The 21802-nt window shown below is 71.4% G+C and carries 21 protein-coding genes and 1 pseudogene; 8 read left to right on the forward strand and 14 right to left on the reverse strand.

Translation table 11 applies throughout. The features are described from left to right. The 5 genes and pseudogenes from ACIRF9_RS17900 to ACIRF9_RS17920 all read right to left on the reverse strand — a co-directional run. Positions 1-646 (reverse strand): annotated as a pseudogene (locus ACIRF9_RS17900) (transcriptional regulator); the annotation flags it as partial. Between the two features lie 564 nt (positions 647-1210). Next, the gene (locus ACIRF9_RS17905) at positions 1211-1585 is read right to left on the reverse strand and encodes a response regulator transcription factor (RefSeq protein WP_403822483.1); all 375 of its coding nucleotides are present in this window, start codon (positions 1583-1585) and stop codon (positions 1211-1213) included. Between the two features lie 566 nt (positions 1586-2151). Then, the gene (locus ACIRF9_RS17910) at positions 2152-4149 is read right to left on the reverse strand and encodes an RICIN domain-containing protein (RefSeq protein ID WP_403822485.1); all 1998 of its coding nucleotides are present in this window, start codon (positions 4147-4149) and stop codon (positions 2152-2154) included. A gap of 679 nt (positions 4150-4828) precedes the next feature. Further along, on the reverse strand, positions 4829-5530 hold the full coding sequence (locus ACIRF9_RS17915; protein WP_403822488.1) for a GNAT family N-acetyltransferase: 702 nt from the start codon (positions 5528-5530) through the stop codon (positions 4829-4831). 172 nt (positions 5531-5702) lie between these two features. Then, complete coding sequence (locus ACIRF9_RS17920; protein ID WP_403822491.1) at positions 5703-6593, reverse strand: LysR family transcriptional regulator; 891 nt, start codon at positions 6591-6593, stop codon at positions 5703-5705. Between the two features lie 153 nt (positions 6594-6746). Here ACIRF9_RS17920 and ACIRF9_RS17925 point away from each other — a divergent pair, with 153 nt between their 5' ends. From ACIRF9_RS17925 to ACIRF9_RS17960, 8 genes are all read left to right on the forward strand, one after another. Beyond that, positions 6747-7781: an alcohol dehydrogenase catalytic domain-containing protein gene (locus ACIRF9_RS17925; RefSeq protein WP_403822494.1), complete on the forward strand. Its 1035-nt coding sequence runs from the start codon at positions 6747-6749 to the stop codon at positions 7779-7781. 54 nt (positions 7782-7835) lie between these two features. Next, complete coding sequence (locus tag ACIRF9_RS17930) at positions 7836-8918, forward strand: flavin monoamine oxidase family protein (protein WP_403822497.1); 1083 nt, start codon at positions 7836-7838, stop codon at positions 8916-8918. A gap of 34 nt (positions 8919-8952) precedes the next feature. Next, positions 8953-9483 carry a DinB family protein gene (locus ACIRF9_RS17935; protein ID WP_403822500.1) on the forward strand — a complete coding sequence of 177 codons (531 nt, stop codon included), beginning with the start codon at positions 8953-8955 and terminating at the stop codon, positions 9481-9483. 130 nt (positions 9484-9613) lie between these two features. Beyond that, positions 9614-10849, forward strand: coding sequence for an MFS transporter (locus ACIRF9_RS17940; RefSeq protein ID WP_403822503.1), 1236 nt, complete (start codon positions 9614-9616; stop codon positions 10847-10849). Next, on the forward strand, positions 10846-11277 hold the full coding sequence (locus ACIRF9_RS17945) for a sulfurtransferase TusA family protein (RefSeq protein ID WP_403822506.1): 432 nt from the start codon (positions 10846-10848) through the stop codon (positions 11275-11277). The genes ACIRF9_RS17940 and ACIRF9_RS17945 overlap by 4 nt, the downstream gene beginning before the upstream one ends. After that, the gene (locus ACIRF9_RS17950; RefSeq protein ID WP_403822509.1) at positions 11274-11897 is read left to right on the forward strand and encodes a TetR/AcrR family transcriptional regulator; all 624 of its coding nucleotides are present in this window, start codon (positions 11274-11276) and stop codon (positions 11895-11897) included. Before ACIRF9_RS17945 ends, ACIRF9_RS17950 begins: the two co-directional genes overlap by 4 nt. A gap of 23 nt (positions 11898-11920) precedes the next feature. After that, complete coding sequence (locus ACIRF9_RS17955) at positions 11921-12592, forward strand: enoyl-CoA hydratase-related protein (protein WP_403822511.1); 672 nt, start codon at positions 11921-11923, stop codon at positions 12590-12592. A gap of 32 nt (positions 12593-12624) precedes the next feature. After that, positions 12625-13083 (forward strand): PaaI family thioesterase, encoded by a 459-nt coding sequence (locus tag ACIRF9_RS17960; protein WP_403822514.1) that lies wholly within the window; start codon positions 12625-12627, stop codon positions 13081-13083. A 246-nt stretch (positions 13084-13329) separates the two neighbouring features. Here ACIRF9_RS17960 and ACIRF9_RS17965 read toward each other — a convergent pair whose 3' ends face one another. From ACIRF9_RS17965 to ACIRF9_RS18005, 9 genes are all read right to left on the reverse strand, one after another. Continuing rightward, positions 13330-13989: a 3-oxoacid CoA-transferase subunit B gene (locus ACIRF9_RS17965; RefSeq protein WP_403822517.1), complete on the reverse strand. Its 660-nt coding sequence runs from the start codon at positions 13987-13989 to the stop codon at positions 13330-13332. Beyond that, positions 13986-14741, reverse strand: a complete 756-nt coding sequence (locus ACIRF9_RS17970) for a CoA transferase subunit A (protein ID WP_403822520.1) — start codon at positions 14739-14741, stop codon at positions 13986-13988. Before ACIRF9_RS17970 ends, ACIRF9_RS17965 begins: the two co-directional genes overlap by 4 nt. A gap of 36 nt (positions 14742-14777) precedes the next feature. Further along, positions 14778-15530 (reverse strand): SDR family NAD(P)-dependent oxidoreductase, encoded by a 753-nt coding sequence (locus tag ACIRF9_RS17975; protein WP_403822522.1) that lies wholly within the window; start codon positions 15528-15530, stop codon positions 14778-14780. Further along, complete coding sequence (locus ACIRF9_RS17980; RefSeq protein ID WP_403822524.1) at positions 15527-16498, reverse strand: fumarylacetoacetate hydrolase family protein; 972 nt, start codon at positions 16496-16498, stop codon at positions 15527-15529. The genes ACIRF9_RS17975 and ACIRF9_RS17980 overlap by 4 nt, the downstream gene beginning before the upstream one ends. A 135-nt stretch (positions 16499-16633) precedes the next feature. Continuing rightward, on the reverse strand, positions 16634-17572 hold the full coding sequence (locus tag ACIRF9_RS17985; protein WP_403822527.1) for a VOC family protein: 939 nt from the start codon (positions 17570-17572) through the stop codon (positions 16634-16636). A gap of 13 nt (positions 17573-17585) precedes the next feature. Then, the gene (locus ACIRF9_RS17990) at positions 17586-18596 is read right to left on the reverse strand and encodes an amidohydrolase family protein (RefSeq protein ID WP_403822530.1); all 1011 of its coding nucleotides are present in this window, start codon (positions 18594-18596) and stop codon (positions 17586-17588) included. Continuing rightward, complete coding sequence (locus ACIRF9_RS17995; RefSeq protein WP_403822533.1) at positions 18593-19735, reverse strand: FAD-dependent oxidoreductase; 1143 nt, start codon at positions 19733-19735, stop codon at positions 18593-18595. Before ACIRF9_RS17995 ends, ACIRF9_RS17990 begins: the two co-directional genes overlap by 4 nt. 54 nt (positions 19736-19789) lie before the next feature. Next, positions 19790-20755, reverse strand: coding sequence for a cyclase family protein (locus ACIRF9_RS18000; RefSeq protein WP_403822535.1), 966 nt, complete (start codon positions 20753-20755; stop codon positions 19790-19792). Further along, positions 20752-21735 (reverse strand): fumarylacetoacetate hydrolase family protein, encoded by a 984-nt coding sequence (locus ACIRF9_RS18005; protein WP_403822538.1) that lies wholly within the window; start codon positions 21733-21735, stop codon positions 20752-20754. The genes ACIRF9_RS18000 and ACIRF9_RS18005 overlap by 4 nt, the downstream gene beginning before the upstream one ends. Positions 21736-21802 lie beyond the last annotated feature (67 nt).

Consider the following 21802-nt stretch of genomic DNA (forward strand, 5'->3'; position numbering starts at 1 on the left):
GGACCGTCTCGTAGACGACCCGCAGCGTCGTGCGGGAGACTCCGGCTTCCTCCGCGGTCTGCCGCTCACTGGCGTGGTGCAGGGGGCCGCCCGCGATCTCGGCGAAGTTCAGGTGCGCCCGCAGCACCCGCAGCGCGGTCCGTCCTCGCTCACCACGCCACGGTGTCGTCTCGATCCGGTCCCGCAGTGCGGCGAGGACCTCGTACGCGTCGTGCCGGGAGCTCAGCGCGATGGTGGTGCTGATCGTCTTGGAAGCGCTGTTCCAGACCCGGCGGATGTAGTCCAGGGCGCGGGTCTGCCCGGAGCGCAGCGCGATGCCGCGAGTGTGCCGTCCGCCTTCGTGCTCAGGGTGCAGCAGAAGTTGCGTCAGCTGGTCGATGCTGCCGCCGGCGCGGGCGACGTGGCAGGCGATGGCTGCGGTGATCCGGTGTCCGTGCTCGGCCGCGCCTTGGCGGTCCGCGCGCGGGATCACGGTCCGGCCGTCGGAGGTGAGTCGGCTGTAACTGCCGGTGGCGTAGCGGCCGGTGAGGTCGCCGAGCAGAATGAGATCGGTTGCAGCCGACGGAAGTTGGGCGTAGCCCAGAACAACGCCGTTGAATTGGGATGCGTTTGGTCGAGAGAGGTCGTGATGGGTGTTGTGCGTCACGGTGGGGTCGTCTCGCAAAGACGTGGACGCCACCCAGGCCCGCTAAAACCACGGGTGGTGCCCGGAACCGACCTCCATCAGCGCCGGCAGGGTCCCCAGGATTGCCGTCCTGGAGGCCCTCGTCATACCGGCCCCGAGTGGAGGCAGGCGTCCCCATCGCAGCTCGACCGAGGTCGAAACAGAGCCCCGCCAGAGTGGTCCACTCTTGATCCACCCCGGTCAACTCAGGTCCCCCAGAGGCCTGTTGCAGAGGCTGATGCCTCTGACTGCCTCCGAGCGACCCGGGTCGAACCGGGGTCGAATCAGAGCGGTTTCCTCTGACTGCCTCCGCTCGCCTCTGCAACCCGACCTAGCAGGTCACAGCCTCATCGCCCCCACACAAGCGCAGGTCAGAAAGGTGCGCTAGCTGTACCACTGGTTCCTGGCGAAGGCGGTCGTGTGCGGCATGGATGCGGCTCCCGTCGTTGGGTGATGGCGACATCGTCGGGAAGGGCGTCGCGGCGCCGCAACACCTCTTCCGCCTCACGGAAGGGGCTGGGGAAACTGCCTGTTCAGGGCGGGTGCTCATCTGTTGACCAGAGCTCTCTCGCGCTCAGGTCCACGGTCCGCCGGGGCCGCGCCTGCGCCGGTCGCGGGTGGTGCTCGTCGGGTCGGAAGACGGGGCGAGCGGGTGGAGGCAGGTTTGACGAGGCCGTGGAGGTGGGCGTAGGCGACGGCCTGGACCCGGTCGCGGAGGTTGAGTTTGGTCAGGATGCGGGAGACATGGCTCTTCACGGTCTCGTCGCCGATACCGAGGCGGTCGGCGATCTCGGTGTCGGTGCAGGCCTCGGCGACCAGCAGCAGCACGTCGCGCTCCCGCGAGGTGAGGTGTTCCAGGCTGGCGGGGACGGCCGGCGGCGCGACCCCTTCGGCGAGGCGGGTCAGGAGGCGGCGAGTCACCGAGGGATCGATGAAGGCGTCGCCGCGGGCGGCGACCCGGACGGCGGCGATGAGCTCCTCCGGGGGGAGGCTCTTGAGCAGGAAGCCGCTGGCTCCGGCGCAGGGCGCGGTGGACGTAGACGTCCTGGTCGTAGGTGGTCAGCAGAACGACCCTGGTGCTGTTCTCCCACGACGACGGCCGCGAAGATCACCCAGTGCCACGTCGTCAGCGGGTGGGATCCGTCGGCGAGGAGGAAGCCGAGGCAGTCCACGACCAGGGTGGTCGCGGCGACCAGGAGCGACTGCCGGGTCAGCGATCCGCTGACGTCGCGGGCGCGGACGGACGCGGCCCGGCGCCCCACGTGCTTCACGTCGTCCCCCGCTCGGGGGAGGCGGCCTCCCCTCTCACATGACCGTCCTCTCCCAGCCCGGCCCCCCGATGGCCCTGAGCTACTGACGAGCGGATCCCCGTCGAGCGCGTCGCGGCCCGTGGCCTTGAGGGGCGGTGCTTCAGGGGTGTGTAGCGCGACCGGCGAGGGTGCGGCCGCACCCTCGCCGGTCGTTCTTTCACACCATTGCGACGGGTGTCAGGTGAGGGTCCACTTCTGGTTGCTCTGGCCGTTGCAGGTCCACAGGATGAGCTTGGTGCCGTTGGCGGTCGCCGCGCCGGAGGCGTCCAGACACAGGCCTGAGAGGTTGTTGGTGAGGGTGCCGTCGGAGTGGGCGGTCCACTTCTGGTTGGTGCCGTTCGTGCAGTCCCAGATGATGACCTTGGTGCCGTTGGTGGTGCCGTTGTTGTCGGCGTCGAGGCACTTGGTGCCGTAGACCACCAGTTCGCCGCGTGAGGTCTGCTGGAGAGTCTGGTTGCGGCCGCCGGAGCAGTCCCAGATCTGTGCCTGGGTGGCGTTGACGTACGTGTTCTTCTCGATGTCCACGCAGCGGCCCGAGGCGGAGCCGACGAGGGCCGCCCCGTCGGTGCCGGGGACCCCTTGGACGCGGAGGGCGTCGATGTCGGGTGGGGTGCCGCCGGAGACCGCGGCGAACTTCACGGTGTTCGCGCCCTTGGCCAGATGGGCGAGCACGGAGACGGTGCGGTAGGTGGTGGCCGAGCCGGTGGGCGGGAAGGAGACGACGTACGCGTACTGGCCGTCCACCTTGATGGTGGCCTTGCGTGCGGTGGTGCCGCCGTTGGAGTAGGTGATGTCCACGAGCTTGGTGCCCGCCGCGGAGGCGGTGACGCCGAAGCTCGGCGTGGTGGCGGTGGTGGTGTCCTCGTACGTCGTGCCGGATGCCTCGGTGCCGGAGACGGTCAGCAGCACAGCGTCGTTCGCCGGGACGGAGGTCGTGTAACTGGTCGCGAAGGATCCGGCGTCGGTGCGGGTCCAGGCGTTGCGTACGGTCGCGTTGGCCGGGGTCAGGCCGAGGTCGGCCCAGCGGACGGTGATGTTCGCGGCGGAGCCGGTGCGGTTGAACAGCATCACGGCTCGCTTGCCGGTGCCGGCGAGTACCTTGCCGTACACCTGCAGGTTTCGGGTGTCCTCGGCGACCTTGACGCCCTGCAGGCCGCGCGGGTCCTGGTCGATGGCGAGGACCTCGGGGTTGGTGAGGATGTCGCGGGTCTCGGTGGTCATCGTGGCCACGTTGTTGCCGGCCAGCAGCGGGGCGCCCGCGATGGACCACAGGCTCATGTGCAGCCGGTTGCGGGCGGCGGTCATGCCGTTGAGGCCGACCATGAGCATGTCGGGGTCGTTGTAGGAGCCGGTGTGCTGGGCGGCGGGCTGCAGGGCCTCGTCGAAGTTGCGGTACATCTTCGTCAGGCCTGGGGTCTCCTGGTACAGCAGCACGTCATGGCTCGTGCGCCACAGGTCGCCGTAGCCCGTGGCCCAGTTCCACGGCAGTCCGGTGCCCCATTCGCAGAAGGACAGCACCAGGTCGCGGCCGGTCACGGCGCTCGCGGCCTCGTTGGCGGCGGCGATCTGCTTGTACGTGGTCTCCTGGTCCAGTCCCTCGACCTGACCGCCGCACCAGTCGATCTTGACGTAGTCGAAGCCCCAGCGCTGGAAGGTCTCGAGGTCCTGCTGGTAGTGGCCCTCCATACCGGTGTCGGGCGCCGCGGCGCGGGTGGTCGGGTAGTAGTAACCGCAGCCCTGCTTGCCCGCGTCGGTGTAGATGCCGGCCTTCAGGCCCTTGCTGTGGATGTAGTCGGCGATCGCCTTCATGCCGCCCGGCCACAGGGTTTCGTCGACGACGATGTCGCCGTCCGCGTCCCGGTCGCCCTGCCACCAGCCGTCGTCGAGGTTGACGTACTGGTAACCCGCGGCAGCCATACCGGAGGAGACCAGAGCGTCGGCCTGCTGCTTGATCACGCTGTGGTCGATGCTGCTGAAGAAGGTGTTCCAGGACGCCCAGCCCATCGGCGACGGTGTGACGTCGATCTGGTTGGTGCTCACGGCAGTCGGCTCGGCGAACAGGGACACCGACGGCTCCTGCCGGTCGAGGCTCGCCAGGCCCGTGACCGCGAGAGCGGCGGCCAGGGCCTGAGCGGCAACGCGTCTGGTCCATCTTCGTACCGCGGGGTGCGACATGCGGCTCTCCAGGGGGGAAGGAGGGGGATCACTGGCGTGCGAGGCTCCGGGCCGACGGTGGCCGCCGGGCCTTGTCACTACGTCGGCTGCTGCCGGGGTTCTGGGCCCCGGGAGACCGGTGAGCTGTCGACGTGGCGGGGACGTGTACTCGGTGACCACCTTGAGGGACACGCCCTCGCGGCTAGAGCCACCGTCCGATATGTCGGACGGTGGTCGATGAGCCGGTCAAGAAAGTAGGACTGAGAGGGTGTCAGGTCAATGGTTCTGTCGTTTCTCGTTGGATTCTGTGTGAGTGGCGGAACCGTGAAGTGGGTGTGCCCGTGACGGATCAGGGAGCGTGGGCGCACAGGTCGGCCGACCCTGGGCCCGTCGACCGAGCCGACCGAGTCGCCGGCGTCGAGGACGCGGCCCGCCCGATGCGCCTCGGAACTGAAAGGCGCCAGCGTGCTTGCCTCTGCGGCGCGCATGGCGGTGCATGCGACTGGCGATGCCGTCGGCCCGGATGACGGGCTGAAGCGGCCCTGGAGACCTCGGACGGGAACGTCGACGACGTGGTGCGGTCGACGAGGCTCTGGCGTTCTCGGCCTGGCGTGGGAGATGCCGGCCCGTGCGCCCGGCCCTTCGCCGAGCGGGCGTCACTCGACGCGTCGGCGCCCTGTTGAGGCCCATTCGGCGGGCCTCACGGTGTGCGGAACCCCCGGAAGGTCACCTGCGTGCGGCTTTCGAAGCCGAGCCGTTCGTAGAGCGCGATCGCGGCGGTGTTCGTGTCGGCCACGTGCAGGAAGGGGCGTTCGTTCCGGGACAGGACGCGTGCGGCGAGCGCGCTCACCAGGCGAAGAGCGTGGCCCTGCCCGCGTGCCTCAGGAGTTGTGCAGACAGCGCTGATCTCGGTCCACCCCGGAGGCCGCAGCCGTTCGCCCGCCATGGCCACCAGCCTGTCCCCGTCACGGATGCCGAGGTAGGTGCCCAGTTCGTGGGTGCGCGGCCAGAACGGTCCCGGTTGGGTCCGTGCCACCAGATCGAGCATCTCGGGCACGTCGGCCGCACCCAGTTCGACCACGCCCGGGTCGGTCGTGGCACCGGCCTGAACGGGTCGGTCGCCGCGCCAGATCATCTGTCGGCCTTCCAGGGTGAAAACCGGCTCCCAGTCCGGAGGCGGGGCCGCCCGGCAGCTGAACATGTCGGCGAACCCGCCGCTGCCGAGCAGTCCGGCGAGGTCGGCCCAGTCCGTCGACTCCGCGGCGGCGGGCACCGCCGAGAACGTCGCGACGTCCGGCAGGTAGGTCACGGCCCGGCCGAGGCGGCGGGCGAGTCCCGCGTGACGGCCGCGCAGCGACTCGCCCACCGGGTCGTCGAGTACGGCGGCGTCCCTGCTCGTCATCGTGATGCGCCTTTCTCGGACCGTTTCGTGGATCCTGATCTCCGGGTCCGCGGACAGTCAGGGCTTCAGGCCGCCGACGACGTCTTACGCCATGCCCGGGACGTTGGATTCATGGCCGTGATTCCGGTAAGGGCGGCGGAGTGATGGAGTCGTGATGGAGTCATAACCTCTGTCAATCGCCCATGCCCTCATCGGCGTACTGAGCGAGAGTCGCGACGAAGTGCTCCAGGTCGGCGGCGAGCGGGGTGCCGTTGTCCCAGACGGCCTCGTAGGCGATCTCGACGGGAGCCCCGGCCCGGACGAGGGGGCGGCTGCCGCCGTGTTCGGGTGTGGTCTTGGACTGGGGCAGCAGCGCGGCGCCCACGCCCATGCGCGCCCACTCGTCCAGCACGCGGTAGTTGGAGGCTTCGCCGGGGTAGGTGCGCAGCGCCAGGTCGTGGCTGCGGAAGAGTTCGGTGGTGAAGGTGGTCAGTCCGCAGCTGTCCGGTACGAGGATGTAGGCGGCGTCGGCCGCGGCGTGGAGCTCGACCGGGCTCTCGGTCCGGGAGCCGGCGGGGTCGATGACGACGACCGGCTCGCGGGAGATGACGCGGCGCCGGAAGGTGGGCATGGCCTGCACGGCGGGCACGAGCACGATGTCCAGCTCACCTGCTCGCAGGTCGTCGCGCAGGTGGGTGAGATCCGCCTCGCGCAGGACCAGGTCGCGCGGCCGGGCCAGGTTGCGGGCGGCGTCGAAGGCCCGGGCGACGAGGTCGGCGCCGATCAGCGGGGAGACGCCCATGCGGATCGTGTCGGCGGTCGGGTGGGCCAGCCGGTGGGCCTCGGCGACCACCGAGTCGAGGGCGTCGAGGGCTTGGTCGATCATGGGCAGGATGCGGGCGCCGTCCGGGGTCGGCGTGACCCCGCGCGGCGAGCGTTCGAACAGCGTCACGCCGAGTTCCCGTTCCAGGCGTGCGATGCCGTTGGACAGGGCCGGCTGGGTGACGCCGTAGGCTCGCGCGGCGGCACTGAAGGACTTCGTCGCGGAGACGGCCCGTGCGTAGCGCAGCCCCTCGATGTTCATACTGCTCCCCTCCTGGCTATAACTAGCATTTATACCCCCATTCCCCATGATCCTCTACCGGGGTCCTCCGGAACGCCTTACGGTGCAGACGAAGCCGCACCTGCGGTATTGCGTGGATAGCCACGCCCCTTTTCATTTCTTGGAGAGAATCCCGTGGCCCAGGATGCCAACCGTTTTCACCGGGCCGCACAAGTGGCGGAGCCCGGGGGCGCCGTACGGGTCGTCCCGGTCGAGGCACGGCCGCCCGGGGTCGGCGAGGTGCGTGTCGACGTGGCGGCGACCGGGATCTGCGGCGCCGACATCGGCACGGTCTGCAGTCCCGCTCCGGCGGCCGGCTTCCCGATCACTCCGGGCCACGAGGTCGCCGGGGTGATCGCGGAGCTGGGCCCCCAGGTGCAGGGCTGGGACGTGGGGGAGCGGGTGGCCGTCGGCTGGTTCGGCGGCAGCTGCGGGCACTGCTCCGCCTGTCGGGTCGGGGATGTCGTCCACTGCCCGGAGCGGAAAGTGCCGGGACTGTCGTATCCCGGCGGCTGGGCGAGCACCATCACGGTTCCCGCCACCACCCTCGCCCGGATCCCCGAGGGGCTGTCCGCGGCGGAGGCCGCGCCCTTCGGCTGCGCGGGCGTCACCACCTTCAACGCCCTGCGGCACTCCGGCGCCGGGCCGGGTGACCTGGTCGCCGTCCTCGGGATCGGCGGTCTGGGGCATCTGGCGGTGCAGTTCGCGGCGGCGATGGGGTTCGAGACGGTGGCGATCGGCAGGGGCGAGGAGAAGCGGAAACTCGCCCAGGAACTGGGCGCGCGGCACTACATCGACACCGAACGGCAGGGACCCGGAGCCGCGCTGGGGAAGGTGGGCGGGGCGAAGCTGATCCTGTCCACGGCCGCCGGCAGCAAGCCGCTCGCGGAACTCGTGGACGGGCTCGCCCCGCACGGGCGGCTCACCGTCGTCGGCTTCGACGGATCGCCCTTGCAACTTCCCCTGGCCAAGCTCGTCATGAGGGCTCGCAGCGTCAGCGGTCATCTGACCGGCAGCCCCGCCGACACCGAACAGGCCATGCGTTTCGCCGTCGCCACCGGTGTCCGCCCCCGGGTGCAGACCGTCCCGCTGGAGGAGGCACAGCAGGCGCTCGACACCCAACAGGCCGGCAAGGCCCGCTTCCGGATGGTCCTCGCCCCCGGTGCCTGACCGCCGTCGTGGAGCGGAGAAGCACACCGGCAGAGCAGAGAAAGGGAGCCGCGCATGCTCCAGCAGGACGGCCACGACGTGGTCGTGATCGGTGCCGGGATCGCCGGACTGGCCGTGACCGCCGCTCTGACGGCGGCCGGGCGCGACACCGTCTGCCTGGAGGCGCGGCACCGCTGCGGCGGGCGTCTGCTCAGCGTCGCGGCCCCGCCGGGGGCGCTCGACCTGGGGGCCACCTGGTTCTGGGACGGCGAGCGACGGGTCGCGGATCTTGCCGCGCGGCTCGGCATCGACACCTTCGAGCAGCACCTCGCGGGGGACACGATGCTTCAGGACTCCACCGGGGTACGCCGGCTGGCCGGCGATCCGATCGGCGTCCCCGCCCGTCGCTTCGCGCCAGGAGCCGACACCCTCGCGCGCGCTCTCGCGGCCGAGCTGCCGGCGGACGTCCTGCGACTCGACACCCCGGTCACCGCGATCCATCGCCGCGCCACCGGCGGGCTCGACGTCCGTACGCCGGACATGGTGCTGCATGCCGAGCACGTCGTGCTCGCCGTTCCGCCCGCGCTCGCCCTCTCTCACATCGCCTTCGATCCGGAACTGCCCCCGGACCTGGTCCGCCTCGCCCGGACGACTCCGGTGTGGATGGGGGCCGTTGCCAAGATCGTCGCCCGATACCCGTCCGCTTTCTGGCGGGAGGCGGGGCTCGCCGGGGCGGCGTTCAGCAGAACCGGCCCGCTGCAGGAACTGCACGACATGTCGGGGCCCGACGGGCGGCCCTCCGCGCTGTTCGGCTTCGCCCCGGCCCAGGCCGTCGGCCCCGGCTTCGAGCAGGCGGTGACCGCCCAGCTGTCGCAGCTCTTCGGCGCCGCCGCCGCGGAACCCGAGTCGCTCCATGTACAGGACTGGAGCAGCGAGCCGTGGACCGCGCCGCCCGCCGCGCATCGCCTGGCCGACTACTCCCTGTTCGGGCACCCCCTCTACCAGCGGCCCGCGCTGGACGGCAGGCTGCACTGGGCCACGACCGAGACATCCGTCCAGTACGCCGGGCACATCGAGGGCGCTCTCGCCGCCGCCGAGCGAGCGGCCTGTGCCGTTCTGTCCACACCCCCTGCCCGCACGGGCACCCCCGCTCCGTGACAACGGCACCCCTGAACGCAGAAGAGGCGACACCATGCACGAGATCGAAGCACTGCTTGGCGAGTACGACCGCGCCCGCGCCTACACCGACGACCTGTGGCGGGACCTCACCCCGGACGAGGTGACCTGGCGTCCGCACGAGAACTCCAGCGCCATCGGCTGGCATCTCGGCCATCAGGCCCACGTCGCCCACTTCATGATCCGCAACCTCACCGCGGCCGAGCCCAGCCCCGACCCGGAGCTCGACGGACTCATGGACTCGGCGAACCCCGAGCAGTTCCGGGGAGCCCTGCCCACCGTCCGGCGACTCACCGACTTCCGTACCACCGTCGCCGAACGCGTGCACGCCCGCATGGGCGACATCGCCGCCGGCCGGGTCGGCGCCCCCACCCAGCTCACCATCGTCGCAACCCACTTGCTCACGGCGCTCATCAACCACGAGTACCAGCACGACCAGTGGATCAGCGAGGTGCGCGGCAACGATCTCGGGCACGCCCTGCCGCCGGATCCCGACTGCGCGCACGTCCGGCGTATTGACGGCTACCTCGTCGTTGACGGGTTGTAGCCGGCCGTCGACGAGTCGTGGTCAGTTTCTGGCACGTCACCACCAGCCCGGCGCTGCCGCCGTTCGTGCAGCGCCGGGCGATGTCGTCCCCTGCCGGCTTCGGCCGCCTCACCGGAAAGAAGAAGTCCCCGTGACGAGTACCGCCTCAGACACCCCAGCTGGTATATCCCCCCGGTCCGAGGCACAAAGTCGAGTCCTCACCGTCCTGGTCTGCAGCCAGGTCCTGAGCGGGGCCGGGCTCGCCGCCGGTATCACCGTCGGTGCCCTGCTCGCGCAGGACATGCTCGGCTCCAGCGACCTCGCGGGCCTGCCCAGTGCCTTGTTCACCGCCGGCTCGGCCCTCGCCGCCGTCACTATCGGCCGTATCTCCCAGGCCCGGGGCCGCCGACCGGGCCTGGCCGCGGGATACCTGACCGGAGCCGTCGGCAGCGCGGGTGTCATCGCCGCGGCGGTCGCCGACAGCCCCGTGCTGCTGTTCATCGCCCTGTTCGTCTACGGCGCCGGGACGGCCACCAACCTCCAGGCGCGCTACGCCGGAGCCGACCTCGCAGCGCCCGCCCACCGTGCCCGCGCGGTCTCCACCGTCCTGGTCGCCACTACTCTCGGCGGCGTGGTCGGCCCGAACCTCGCCGCGCCCACCGGCGACTTCGCCGACCACCTCGGTATCCCCACTCTGGCCGGGCCGTTCCTGCTGGCCGGCGCCGCCTACGCGCTGGCCGCCCTCGTCCTGGCCGTCTGGCTGCGCCCCGACCCTCTGCTGCTCGCCCGCACGCTCGACCTTCAGCAGCCGACGGAGGCCACCGCGGCGGAGACGCGCGGGCCGGGGCTGATGCCGGGTGCGCTGACGATGATCCTCACCCAGCTCGTCATGGTCGCGATCATGACGATGACCCCGGTGCACATGCACGACCACGGGCACGGCACCGCCGCCTCCGGCCTGGTCATCGCCATCCACGTCGGCGCCATGTATCTGCCCTCACCGCTGACCGGCTGGCTCGTCGACAGATACGGCCCCACGGTCGTCGCCGCCGCCTCCGGACTCACCCTCCTGGCCGCCGGCCTCACCGCCGCCGCGGCGCCCGCGGACTCCGTCGCCCTGCTCGCCCTGGCGCTCGCCCTGCTCGGGCTGGGCTGGAACCTCGGCCTCGTCTCCGGTACGGCGATGATCACCGACGCCGTGCCGCTGGCGACCCGCGCCAGGACCCAGGGGCTGGTCGACGTCTCGATCGCCATCGCCGGCGCCACCGGCGGCCTGAGCTCAGGTCTCGTCGTCGCGGCCGCAGGCTACCCGGTCCTCGCCCTGACCGGCGGCGTCCTCGCCCTCGCCGTCCTCCCGGCGATCGCCGTCAGCGCGAGCCGCCGATGAGTAGGCCCGCTGCACCCGCCGGTGCCGGCCTCACCGTGGACGGCACCGGATTGCTGTGCGTCACCCTCTTGCTGCGTCTTCGCCGGGCCATCGACGGTGCGGCGGCGGGCACCGTCGTCCACGTCGTCGCCACCGATCCGGCCGCGCCGCTCGACCTGCCCGTCTGGTGCCACATGACCGGGCACCTGTACCTCGGTCCTGTCCCGGGCACCGACCGGGCGGTGTACGCGCTGCGGCTCGCCGCCGACGCGTACCCCACCCACCCCGAGGCCCCGTGGCGGCGAGCCGGAGACGTACAGGGAGGTGCGCATGTGCCGTCCCCTCCGCCCGGCGATGCGAGGAACCCTCTTGCATGTTCTATGGCATACCCCATAAGTTACCTATCGGTAGTGGCCGTGGGCGCCCGAGGAAGGCCGGTGACGGTGTGAGTCCGCGCAAGAGCGACAGCCGGGAGCGGATGGTCCTCGGTGCCGCCGCCCTGCTGGGGGAGTACGGCGCCGGCGCGACCAGCGTCGACCGGGTCCTCGCGCACACCGGTGCTCCGCGCGGATCGGTCTACCACCACTTCCCGGGCGGGCGCGCCCAGTTGATCGACGAGGCGGTGGCGCGGGCCGGTGACTACATCGCTGGCCTCATCGACGCCGCGACACGGGCCGACGACGTGACGGAGGCGATCGACGCGTTCTTCGCCCTGTGGCGGAACCGGCTCGTCGACAGTGACTTCCGGGTCGGCTGCCCGATCGTGGCGGTGGCCGTCGAGACCAACGACGACGCCCCGCAGCTCGTCCGCGCGGCCGCCGAGGTCTTCGCCCGCTGGCGCGAGGCGCTGGCCGCCCTGTTCCTGCGCCACGGTCTGCCCGAGGGGCGGAGCAGGAGGCTTGCCGCCTTCGTGATCGCCGCGGTCGAGGGCGCCGTGATCATGTGCCGGGCCGAACGCAGCACCACGCCGCTGGACGACGCCGCCGCCGAGATCCACGACCTGTTGGTCCACGCTCTGCGCGACCGGCCCGACGCCGACCCCGATCCCGGTCACGGCACCCGCTCGTGACCGCCCAGCCCGAGAGAGCCGCCATGCCTCAACTCGACCGACAGGACGACGTCTTCATACTCGATCTCGGAGACGGCGAGAACCGTTTCCACCCCGACTGGATCGCCGCCGTCGACGCCGCGCTGGACGAGGTGGAGAAGGCGGACGGGCCGCGCGCCCTGGTGACCGCCGCGACGGGCAAGTTCTACTCCAACGGCCTCGACCTGGACTGGCTGTTCGCCCACGCCGACCAGCACATGGACTACGTCGTGTCCGTGCAGGCGCTCTTCGCCCGGCTGCTGTCCCTGCCGGTCGTCACCGTGGCGGCCCTCCAGGGGCACACCTTCGCCGCCGGTGCCATGTTCTCCCTGGCCCACGACTTCCGGGTGATGCGCGCCGACCGCGGCTTCTGGTGTCTGCCCGAGGCCGACATCAACATCCCCTTCACACCCGGCATGTCCGCCCTCATCCAGTCCCGACTGACGCCCCGGACCGCCCACGAGGCCATGGTCACAGCCCGGCGCTACGGCGGCTCCGACGCCCTGGACGCCGGTATCGTCGACCACGCCGTCGACGAGGGCGCCGTACGGACGACGGCAGTCGGGATCGCGCGAGCCCAGGCCGCCAAGGCGGGCGACACCCTCGCCACCATCAGGACCCGCATGTACGCACCCGTCCTCGCCGCCCTGCGGGACACCAGCAACCCCCTCGGCTGAAACCCCGAGCAGCACAGAGCTAGGAGCAACCCGTGTCCACGACCGACCCCACCGCCCTGTCCGGCCTCGAACTGATGCGCTGGATACAGTCCGTGCGGCCGACCGACACCGACATCCCCTCGATCGGCAGGCTGCTCGGCATGCGGTTCGACGAAGTGGAACACGGCCGCGTGGTCATCTCGCTCGACACCCGGCCCGACTTCGCCAACCCCCTCGGCGCCGTCCACGGGGGCATCGCGGCCACGCTCCTGGACTCCGTCATGGCGTGCGCGGTGCACACCACCCTGCCCGCGGGCGTCGCCTACACGACCCTCGAACTCAAGGTCAACTACATACGGGCCGCCCACACCGGCGGCCAGACGCTCAGCGCCGAGGGAAACGTCATCCACGCCGGCCGCCGCACCGCCACGGCGGAGGGCAAGGTGGTGGACGACGAGGGGAAGCTGATCGCCCACGCCACCACGACCTGCCTCATCCTCGGCAGCGACTGAGGACCCCGCTGCTCTGCACGATCCGTGCGGTCATCGCCAGGACGACGGCCGCGAGCAGGGCCAGGGCGGCCGAGCGACGCCGACGCGGCGGCGAGAGCCTGCTCGACCGACTCCGGATCGCGGACGTCCGCCGCGAAACCACGCGCGGTGACGCCGTCGGATTCCAGCCTGGCCGCCAGCTCGTCCACACCGGCCTGCAGAGACCCGGCCTGAGCCGGACGGCCGCCGCGCCGGGGCGTCCAGGACTCAGGGCCGCGGGATCACCGGCGCGTCGGTGCGGGACGCGATGTCCTGGGCGGTCACGCCCGGGGCGCATTCCACCAGTGCCAGGCCGTCGGCCGTGACGTCGAGGACGCCGAGGTCGGTGATGACGCGGTGGACGCAGCGCTCGCCCGTGAGCGGGAGGGCGCACTCCTTGACGATCTTCGGGGTGCCGTCCTTGGCGGTGTGCTCCATCAGGACGACGACGCGGCGGGCGCCGTGGACGAGGTCCATCGCGCCGCCCATGCCCTTGACCATCTTGCCGGGGATCATCCAGTTGGCCAGGTCGCCGGTGGCGGAGACCTGCATGGCTCCGAGTACGGCGGTGTCGATGTGGCCGCCGCGGATCATGCCGAAGGAGAGGGCCGAGTCGAAGAAGGACGCCCCCGGGAGGACGGTGACGGTCTCCTTGCCGGCGTTGATCAGGTCCGGGTCGACCTCGTCCGCCGTGGGGTACGGGCCGGTGCCGAGGATGCCGTTCTCCGAGTGCAGGACGACGTGGACGCCGGGCGGGAGGTGGCCGGGGATGAGGGTGGGCAGGCCGATGCCGAGGTTGACGTAGGTGCCGTCGGCGAGTTCGGCGGCGGCGCGGGCGGCCATCTGGTCGCGGGTCCAGCCCGGTCGGGTGCGGACGGTGGCGCTCATGCTCGTACGGTCCTCTTCTCGATGTGCTTGTCGGCGGCCTGGGCCGAGGTGAGGGGCACGACCCGCTGGACGAAGATGCCCGGCAGGTGCACTTCGTCGGGGTGCAACCCGCCCGGTTCCACGAGCTCTTCGACCTCGGCGATCGTGACGCGTCCGGCCGTCGCGGCGAGCGGGTTGAAGTTGGCGGCGGACTTGCGGAAGACCAGGTTGCCGTGGCGGTCGCCGCGCCAGGCCCGGACGAGGGCGTAGTCGGTGGTGATCCCGAACTCCAGGACATGGGTACGGCCGTGGAAGGTGCGGGTCTCCTTGGCGGGGGACGCGTAGGCCACCGACCCGTCCGGCGCGTACCGCCAGGGCAGACCGCCCCGGGCGACCTGTGTGCCGACGCCGGCGGGGGTGTAGAAGGCGGGAACGCCCGCGCCGCCCGCCCGCAGCCGCTCGGCCAGCGTGCCCTGCGGCACCAGCTCCACCTCCAGTTCGCCCGACAGGTACTGCCGGGCGAACTCCTTGTTCTCGCCGACGTAACTGCCCGTGACACGGGCGATCCGGCCGGCGGACAGCAGGACGCCCAGCCCGCGCCCGTCGACCCCGCAGTTGTTCGACACGACCTCGAGGCCGGTCGCGCCCTGGGCGTGCAGGGCCTGGACGAGTACGTCGGGGATGCCGCTGAGGCCGAAGCCTCCGACGGCCAGCGACGCGCCGTCGGGGATGTCGGCGACCGCCTGCGCGGCGCTCGGACTCACCTTGTCCATGGAGGGAGGGCCTTTCTGCCGTGCGTTGGTGCTGGGTCAGGCGCCCGTGCGCAGGGCGTCCGAGATCGACTTGGTGCCGCCGTGCGCGGTGAGGCCGCCGTCGACCGGGATCTCCGCACCGGTGATGAAGGAGGACTCGTCGGACAGCAGGAACACCACGAGCGGGGTGATGTCGTCGACGGTTCCGGTGCGGCCGAGCGGTGTCTCCCGGAGGTTGGCCTCGCGGAAGGCGGGCGCGGCGGAGGCGGTCATCTCCGTCTCGACGAAGCCGGGGTGGACGGTGTTCACGCGGATGCCGCGGGGGCCGAGTTCCATCGCGGCGGTCCTCGACAGGCCGCGCAGCGCCCACTTGCTCGCCGTGTACGCGACCGGGTAGTGGGCGGTCAGCGCCGCCGAGGAACCGACGTTGACGACGGAGGCCCCCGGGCGCATCAACGGCAGGAGGTACTGGATGCCCAGGAGCGGACCGGTGACGTTGACCGCGTGGACCCGGGCCATGTCCTCGGGCCGTACGTCGTCGAGGCGGGCGCGCCGGGTGACGCCCGCGTTGTTGACCAGGCCGTGCACCTGCCCGTAGGCGTCGCGCAGGTCGGCGGCGAGCTCCGCCCAGTCCTTCTCGCTGGTCACGTCGAGGCGGCGGCAGCCGGGTGCCTCCGTCACGTCGGTGGCGACGACCCGGGCGCCCTGCCGGGTCAGCGCCTCGGCCTCCGCGGCGCCCTGGCCGCCGGCCGCGCCGGTCACCACGACGACCTTGCCGAGCAGCCGCTTGGGACGGAGTCCGTCGGTCACGGCCGCTCCCGCGGACGGCGCCGGGCGGCCGGAACCGGTACGGGATCGGGACCGGTCACCACGGTGTTGGAGAGCGTGCCGATGCCCTCGACGGTGAGCGTGACCGTGTCGCCGGGCTTCAGCGGCGCCGGGTTCCGCCGGCCTCGTACGCCCCAGAGCTCCGCCAGACAGCCGCCGTTGCCGCAGGTGCCCGAGCCGAGGACGTCACCGGGACGCACCCAGGTCCCGCGCGAGGCGTAGGCGACCATCTCCTCGAAGGTCCAGCTCATGTTGGACAGCAGGTCCTTGCCCACCACCTCGCCGTTGACCTCGGCGGTCAGCGCGAGCCGCAGGAAGCCGTCCGGGTCGCGGTACGGCTCCAGCTCGTCGGCGGTGACCAGGTACGGGCCCAGGGTGGTGGCGGTGTCCTTGCCCTTGCACGGGCCGAGGCCCACTCTCATCTCGGCGGACTGCAGATCGCGGGCGGACCAGTCGTTGAAGACGGTGTAGCCGACGATGTGGTCGCGGGCCTGCTCGGGGGTGAGGTCGCGGCCCTCCTTGCCGATCACGGCGGCGACCTCGAGCTCGAAGTCGAGCACGCTCGACGCCGGCGGCACCGGGATCTCGTCGTAAGGCCCGTACACCGCATAGGGGTTGGTGAAATAGAACGTCGGGGCCGCGTACCACTGCTCGGGCACCCCGGCCGCCCCGTCGACCGATCGTCGTACACCCTCGACGTGTTCCTCGAAGGTCACGAAGTCCCGCACGGTGGGCGGCTGGAGCGGCGGCAGCAGGGTGACGTCCGAGACGTGCGGACCGGCCGGGACGTCGAGCATCACGGAGCCCGCGTCGAGCAGTTCGGCGAGGCCGCCTCGGTCGGCGAGCAGGCCGGTGAGCGAGCTGACGCCGGGCAGCGGGTAGAGGTGGCCGTCCTCTTCGACGACGGCCACCTGGCGTCGGTTGCGGTGTTCGTACGTGGCGAAACGCATGGGAGGGGTCCTGTCGACGGGAGGACGGGAGGACGGGAAGACGGGGAGGCCGGGGGGAGGCGGACGGAGCGGGACCGGGGGCGCGGCGGGGAGTCAGGGCATGACCGGGCCGCCGCGCCCCCGGAGTGCGGGGGATCAGACCGGCGGAGCCACGAACACGCCGGGGTCGACGTCGTTGAACGACTCCTTGGTGACCAGCTCGTTCATGGGGTTGGCGGTGCCCCACTGGTCGGTGACCTCGGGCTGGGAGAAGTCGTAGACGTGCGGGTGCCAGGTGTCCTCGTCGAGGAGCTCCAGCTCGGTCGTGTACTCGACGGTGTTGCCGTGCGGGTCGAGGAAGTAGGTGAAGGTGTTGTCGCCCGCCATGTGCCGGCCGGGGCCCCAGATCTTCCGGAAGCCGGCCCGCATCACCCGGCCGGAGCCGCGCATGTACTCGTCGATGCCGCGCATCTCGAAGGAGACGTGGTGCAAGGAAGTGTGCGGGCCCTTGGCGATGGCCATGGAGTGGTGCTGGTTGCTGATCCGCATGAAGTGCATGACGTCGCCGATGTGCGGATGGCCGAGGGTGTCGGACAGCCGGAAGCCGAGGTGGGTCTCGTACCACCGGCGGGTGTTGTCGAGGTCGGGGGAGTTGAGGACGACGTGCGAGAGCTTGACCGGGATGGCCTCCTTCTCCTCGATCTTCCGGTGCCGGCGCACCTCGACGTCGGCGGAGACCTCGATGGTGCGCCCGTCGACGTCGAAGAAGCGGAAGCCGTAGCCGCCGCCCGGGGTGTCGACCTTGCCCGGCTGCGAGATCAACCGCACGCCTGAGGCGAGGAGTCGCTCGGCGAGCGTGTCCACGTCGGCGGCCGACGCGGCCCCGTAGGAGACCAGGTCCAGGCGCTTCTCGTCGGCCTTGCGCAGCCGCACCACGTACTGCTCGGGGCTGCCCTCGGCGGCCAGGAAGGAGATCCCGGAGTCCTCGGCGACCTTGGCCAGGCCCCAGACGCCGGCGTAGAAGTCGAGCTGCTTGTCGTAGTCCGGGACGGCGAGGTCGACGTGTCGCAGATGGGTGAGCAGGCGGTCGCTCATGGGGGGTTCCTTCTCAGGAGAGGTTGAGCAGGGCGGCGGCGTTGCCGCCCCGCACCGCGTGGAAGTCGTCGTCGGGCAGACCCGCGGCGCGCAGTGCGCCGAGCGGGTCCTCGGTGCCCATGTCGAAGGGGAAGTCGGAGCCGAGCAGGACCCGGTCCGGGCCCGCGGCCCGCAGCAGCTCCCGCAGCACGTGCGGATCGTGGACGAGAGAGTCGAAGTACAGCTGCCTCAGGTAGCTGCTGGGCTCCCGTGAGCAGCTCCGCGCGTCGGGGCGGGCCCGCCAGGCATGGTCGGAGCGGCCGATGTGAGTGGGCAGATAGCCGCCGCCGTGGGCCGCGATCAGCCTCAGGCCCGGATGGCGGTCCAGGACGCCGGAGAAGATCAGCTGCGAGAGCGCGACCGCGTTCTCGGTGGGCTGGCCGACGGTGTTGGACAGGTACCACCGGTCGAGGCGCTCGTCGAGGGTGCAGCCGAACGGGTGCAGGAAGACCAGGGCGCCGGTCTCCTCGGCCCGGGACCAGAAGGGCTCGTACGCGGGATCCGAGAGCTCACGGCCGGGGGCGTGCGAGGAGATCTCCACGCCTTTCAGACCCTGGTCCAGCGCGTGGTCTAGCAACTCCACGGTGAGACCGGGGTATTGGAGGGGCACCAGGCCGAGGCCGTGCAGCCGGTCGGGGGCCTTCGCGCAGTGCGCGGCGGTGCCCTCGTTGGCCAGCCGGCAGACCTGCTCGGCCAGCAGAGAACCGGCCCAGTAGTGGTAGTGCGACGGGGACGGGCTGATCACCTGGATGTCCACACCCTGCTCGTCCATCGCGGCCAGGCGTACGGCGGCCTCGGCCAGCTTCGGCACGCGCGCCCCGACCATCGGGCCGTTCACGGCCAGCGCCGCCGGACCGTTGCGGCGGGCGTCGAGCTCCCGGGCCTCGGCGAGGCCGGGGTGCCCGGCGACGGCCTCCTCGATCTCCGGCAGCAGCAGGTGCGCGTGCACGTCGATCGTGGGCACGGAGGATGCGGTGGAGGTCACGGGCGCTCCTTGAGGAGGTTCATGGTGCGGCCGACCAGCCCGGCCATGTCGGCGTCGCGCACGCCGTCCAGCTGCCACTGGCCGATCTGCACGGATGCCTCGACGACGGTGCGCACGCGGGGGATACGGCGGTCGTGGAAGGCCTGGAGCAGCTCGTCGTCCCAGTCCCCTCCGCCGGTCAGCAGCTCCGCCAGCACGGAGGCGTCCTCCAGGGACATCGCCGCGCCCTGCGCGATGGTGGGCGGGCAGCAGTGGGCGGCGTCGCCGATGAGGACGACCCGGCCGCGGTGCCAGGAGCCCTCGACCAGCAGGCGGTCGAACCAGGTGTAGTTGACCTTCGCCGGGTCGGTGATGTGTGCGGTGATCTCCGGCCAGGCGCCGCCGTAGTGCCGCGCCAGGCGGCGCATCTCGTCGGCGTAGGTGGCCGGGTCGATGGCGGCGCGGTCGCGGCACCCTTCGACGACGTAGGCGTAGATCGTGTTCTCGCTGGTGGGGCAGTAGCCGGCGATGTAGGCGGGGCCGCCGTAGGCGAGGTCGGTGCGCGTCACGCTCTCGGGGCGCGGGGCGGCGATGCGCCAGATGGCCATGCCGGTGGGTTCGGGTTTGTCGGTGATGCCGATCGACGCGCGGGTGGCGGAGTTGAGGCCGTCGGCGGCGATCACCAGGTCGTAGCCGCCTTCGCTGCCGTCGCTGAAGCGCACCGAGACGCCGTCGGCGTCCTGGTCCAGGATCTCGGCGGTCGTGCCGAGGCGGATGCCGGCGCCGGAGGCGCGGACCGCGTCGATGAGGATCTGCTGCAGCTGCGGGCGCTGCATGCCGAGGGTGGCGGGCAGGTCGGGGCCGCCGGTCTGGATGTCCTCGGCGACGAACAGGACGGTGCCGTCGGGCGCGGTGACGCCGAGCGAGCCGAAGGGGTATCCGGAGGCCTCCACCTGGTCCCACACGCCGAGTTCGCGCAGGACGCGCAGGGCGTTGCCCTGGAGGGTGATGCCGGAGCCGGTGGTGGCGTTCCAGTCGGGCTTGGCCTCGATCAGGTCGACGGCGACGCCGGCGCGGCGCAGCAGGACGGTGACGGCGCTGCCCGAGGCGCCCCCGCCGATGACCAGTACGGAACGAGGGCTGGTGATGTGGTCAGCCATGTCGGGGATACCTCCCGGGGTTGGGCCGCGCGGCTTCGGGCGGCTGGGGTGCGGCTACTTCACCGCGACGGGATTGACCGGGGAGCCGACGGCTCCGGTGATGGGCAGGGGCGCGGCGGTGAGCCAGAACGCGTACACACCGTCGGCCGCGCAGTCGGCGGCGAGTGCGTCCGCGTCCCACATCTCGCCGATGAGCAGGCCGATGTGGGGGATGGCGACCTGGTGCAGCGGCTGGAAGGCGTGCTCGAACTCGTTGGGCCGTACCTCGAAGCCCCAGGTGTCGGTGGCGATCGCGGCGATCTCGGTGCGGTGCAGCCAGCCGGCGGTGGTGAAGGACAGACCGGGCGCGGGGCCGCCGGCGTAGTCGCCCCAGCCCTCGCGCCTGGCGCGGGTGAGATGACCGGTGCGGACGAGAACGATGTCGCCGCGGCCGACGCTCACGCCGTGGGCCTCGGCGGTCGCGGTCAGGTGCTCCTCGGTGACGGCGAAGCCGTCCGGCAGCTCGCCGTCCTCGCCGATGACTCGGCCGACGTCCAGGAGGACTCCGCGTCCGGCGACGTACGGCGCCATGTGCTCGATGCCGGTGACGAGGTCGCCGTCGGAGGTGACGACCTTCTCCGCCCGTCGCCCGTTCCAGGCGTTGCCGTGGTCGAAGATGTGGCCGAGCCCGTCCCACTGGGTCGAGCACTGGAGCGGCATCGCGATCACGTCGTCGGCGCCGCCGATGCCGTGCGGGAAGCCCTGGTTGCCGAGGGCGGCGTCGGTGCCGGTGTCCAGCATGGTGTGCACCGGGTTGGTGCGCCGCCGCCAGCCCTTCTGCGGGCCGTTCATGTCGAACCGCTGGGAGAGCGAGAAGCTGACGCCCCGCCGTACCAGCGCGGCGCCCTCGCGGCGCTTGGCCGCGTCGAGGAAGTTCAGGGTGCCGAGCACGTCGTCGGCGCCCCAACGCCCCCAGTTGGAGCAGGCCTTGGCGGCCTCGGCGATCGCGCCCTCGGGGTCGAGGCGGTCCAGGCAGCTCATGCCGTCCCCTCCGCGACGCATCGGGTGCGCTGCACGCCGAGGCCGGTGATGGAGCCCTCCATCACGTCGCCGTCGCGCAGCAGCCGCCCCCAGTGGATGCCGTTGCCTGCGGGGCTCCCGGTCAACACCAGGTCACCGGGGAGCAGTCGAGCGGTCTGCGAGATGTACGACACCAGCCGGGCGACCCCGAAGAGCATGTCCTTGGTCGACTCGTCCTGCATGGTGTCGCCGTTGAGCTTCAGCGTGACCCGCAGGTCACCGGGGTCGGCGATCGACTCGGCCGGCACGATCCACGGCCCGAGCGGGGTGAATCCCGGCGCGTTCTTGCAGCGCAGCCAGTCGGTGCCGATGGCCTTCATGTCCCGGCGGAACACGGTGGCCCGGTCGGTGAGGTCGTTGGCGATCGTGTACCCGGCGACGTACTCCAGTGCCTCCTCGACGGAGACCCGGTGGGCGGGCTTGGCGATGACGGCGGCCAGCTCCAGCTCCCAGTCCGGCTGTTCGGCCCAGGACGGGAGCACGACGTCGTCGTAGGGGCCGGCGATGGTGCTCGGCAGCCCGATGAACACGTACGGCAGGTCCTCCGCCGCCCGGCGGTCCATGACGGCGGCGATCTCCGCCCGCGCCTCCTCGACCGTGCGCGGGTCGTCGGGGGAACGGTGGGCGACCTCCAGATCGATCACGTGCTGCCGGTAGTTCGCACCGGACTGGAAGAGCTGCCGCGGCTCGACCGGCGCGTGCACCCGCAGGCCGTCGAGTGGGTGCCGGTCGAGACCGGGGTCGTCCGCCAGTGCGTGCAGGACGGGCAGGAACTCCTCCCACCGGTCCAGTACGGTCCGTACGTCGGCCGGCGCCCCGTCCAGGGCTCTGCTCAGGTCGAGCACCCGGTCCGCGGCCACGAGGCCGGGGAAGCGAGGTCCCTCCGGAGCGGAGAACGTGCCGAGCGCGAAGGGGCCGGCAGGTTGCGCGAGCGTTGCCATGAGATGTCCTCCTGCTGGGTTGCGGTCCACTGTGGCCCTCATCGACCGATCACGGAAATAGATTCTG

Origin of the sequence: Streptomyces sp. NPDC096132 (genome assembly GCF_044763345.1) — a bacterium.
Taxonomy (GTDB): domain Bacteria; phylum Actinomycetota; class Actinomycetes; order Streptomycetales; family Streptomycetaceae; genus Streptomyces.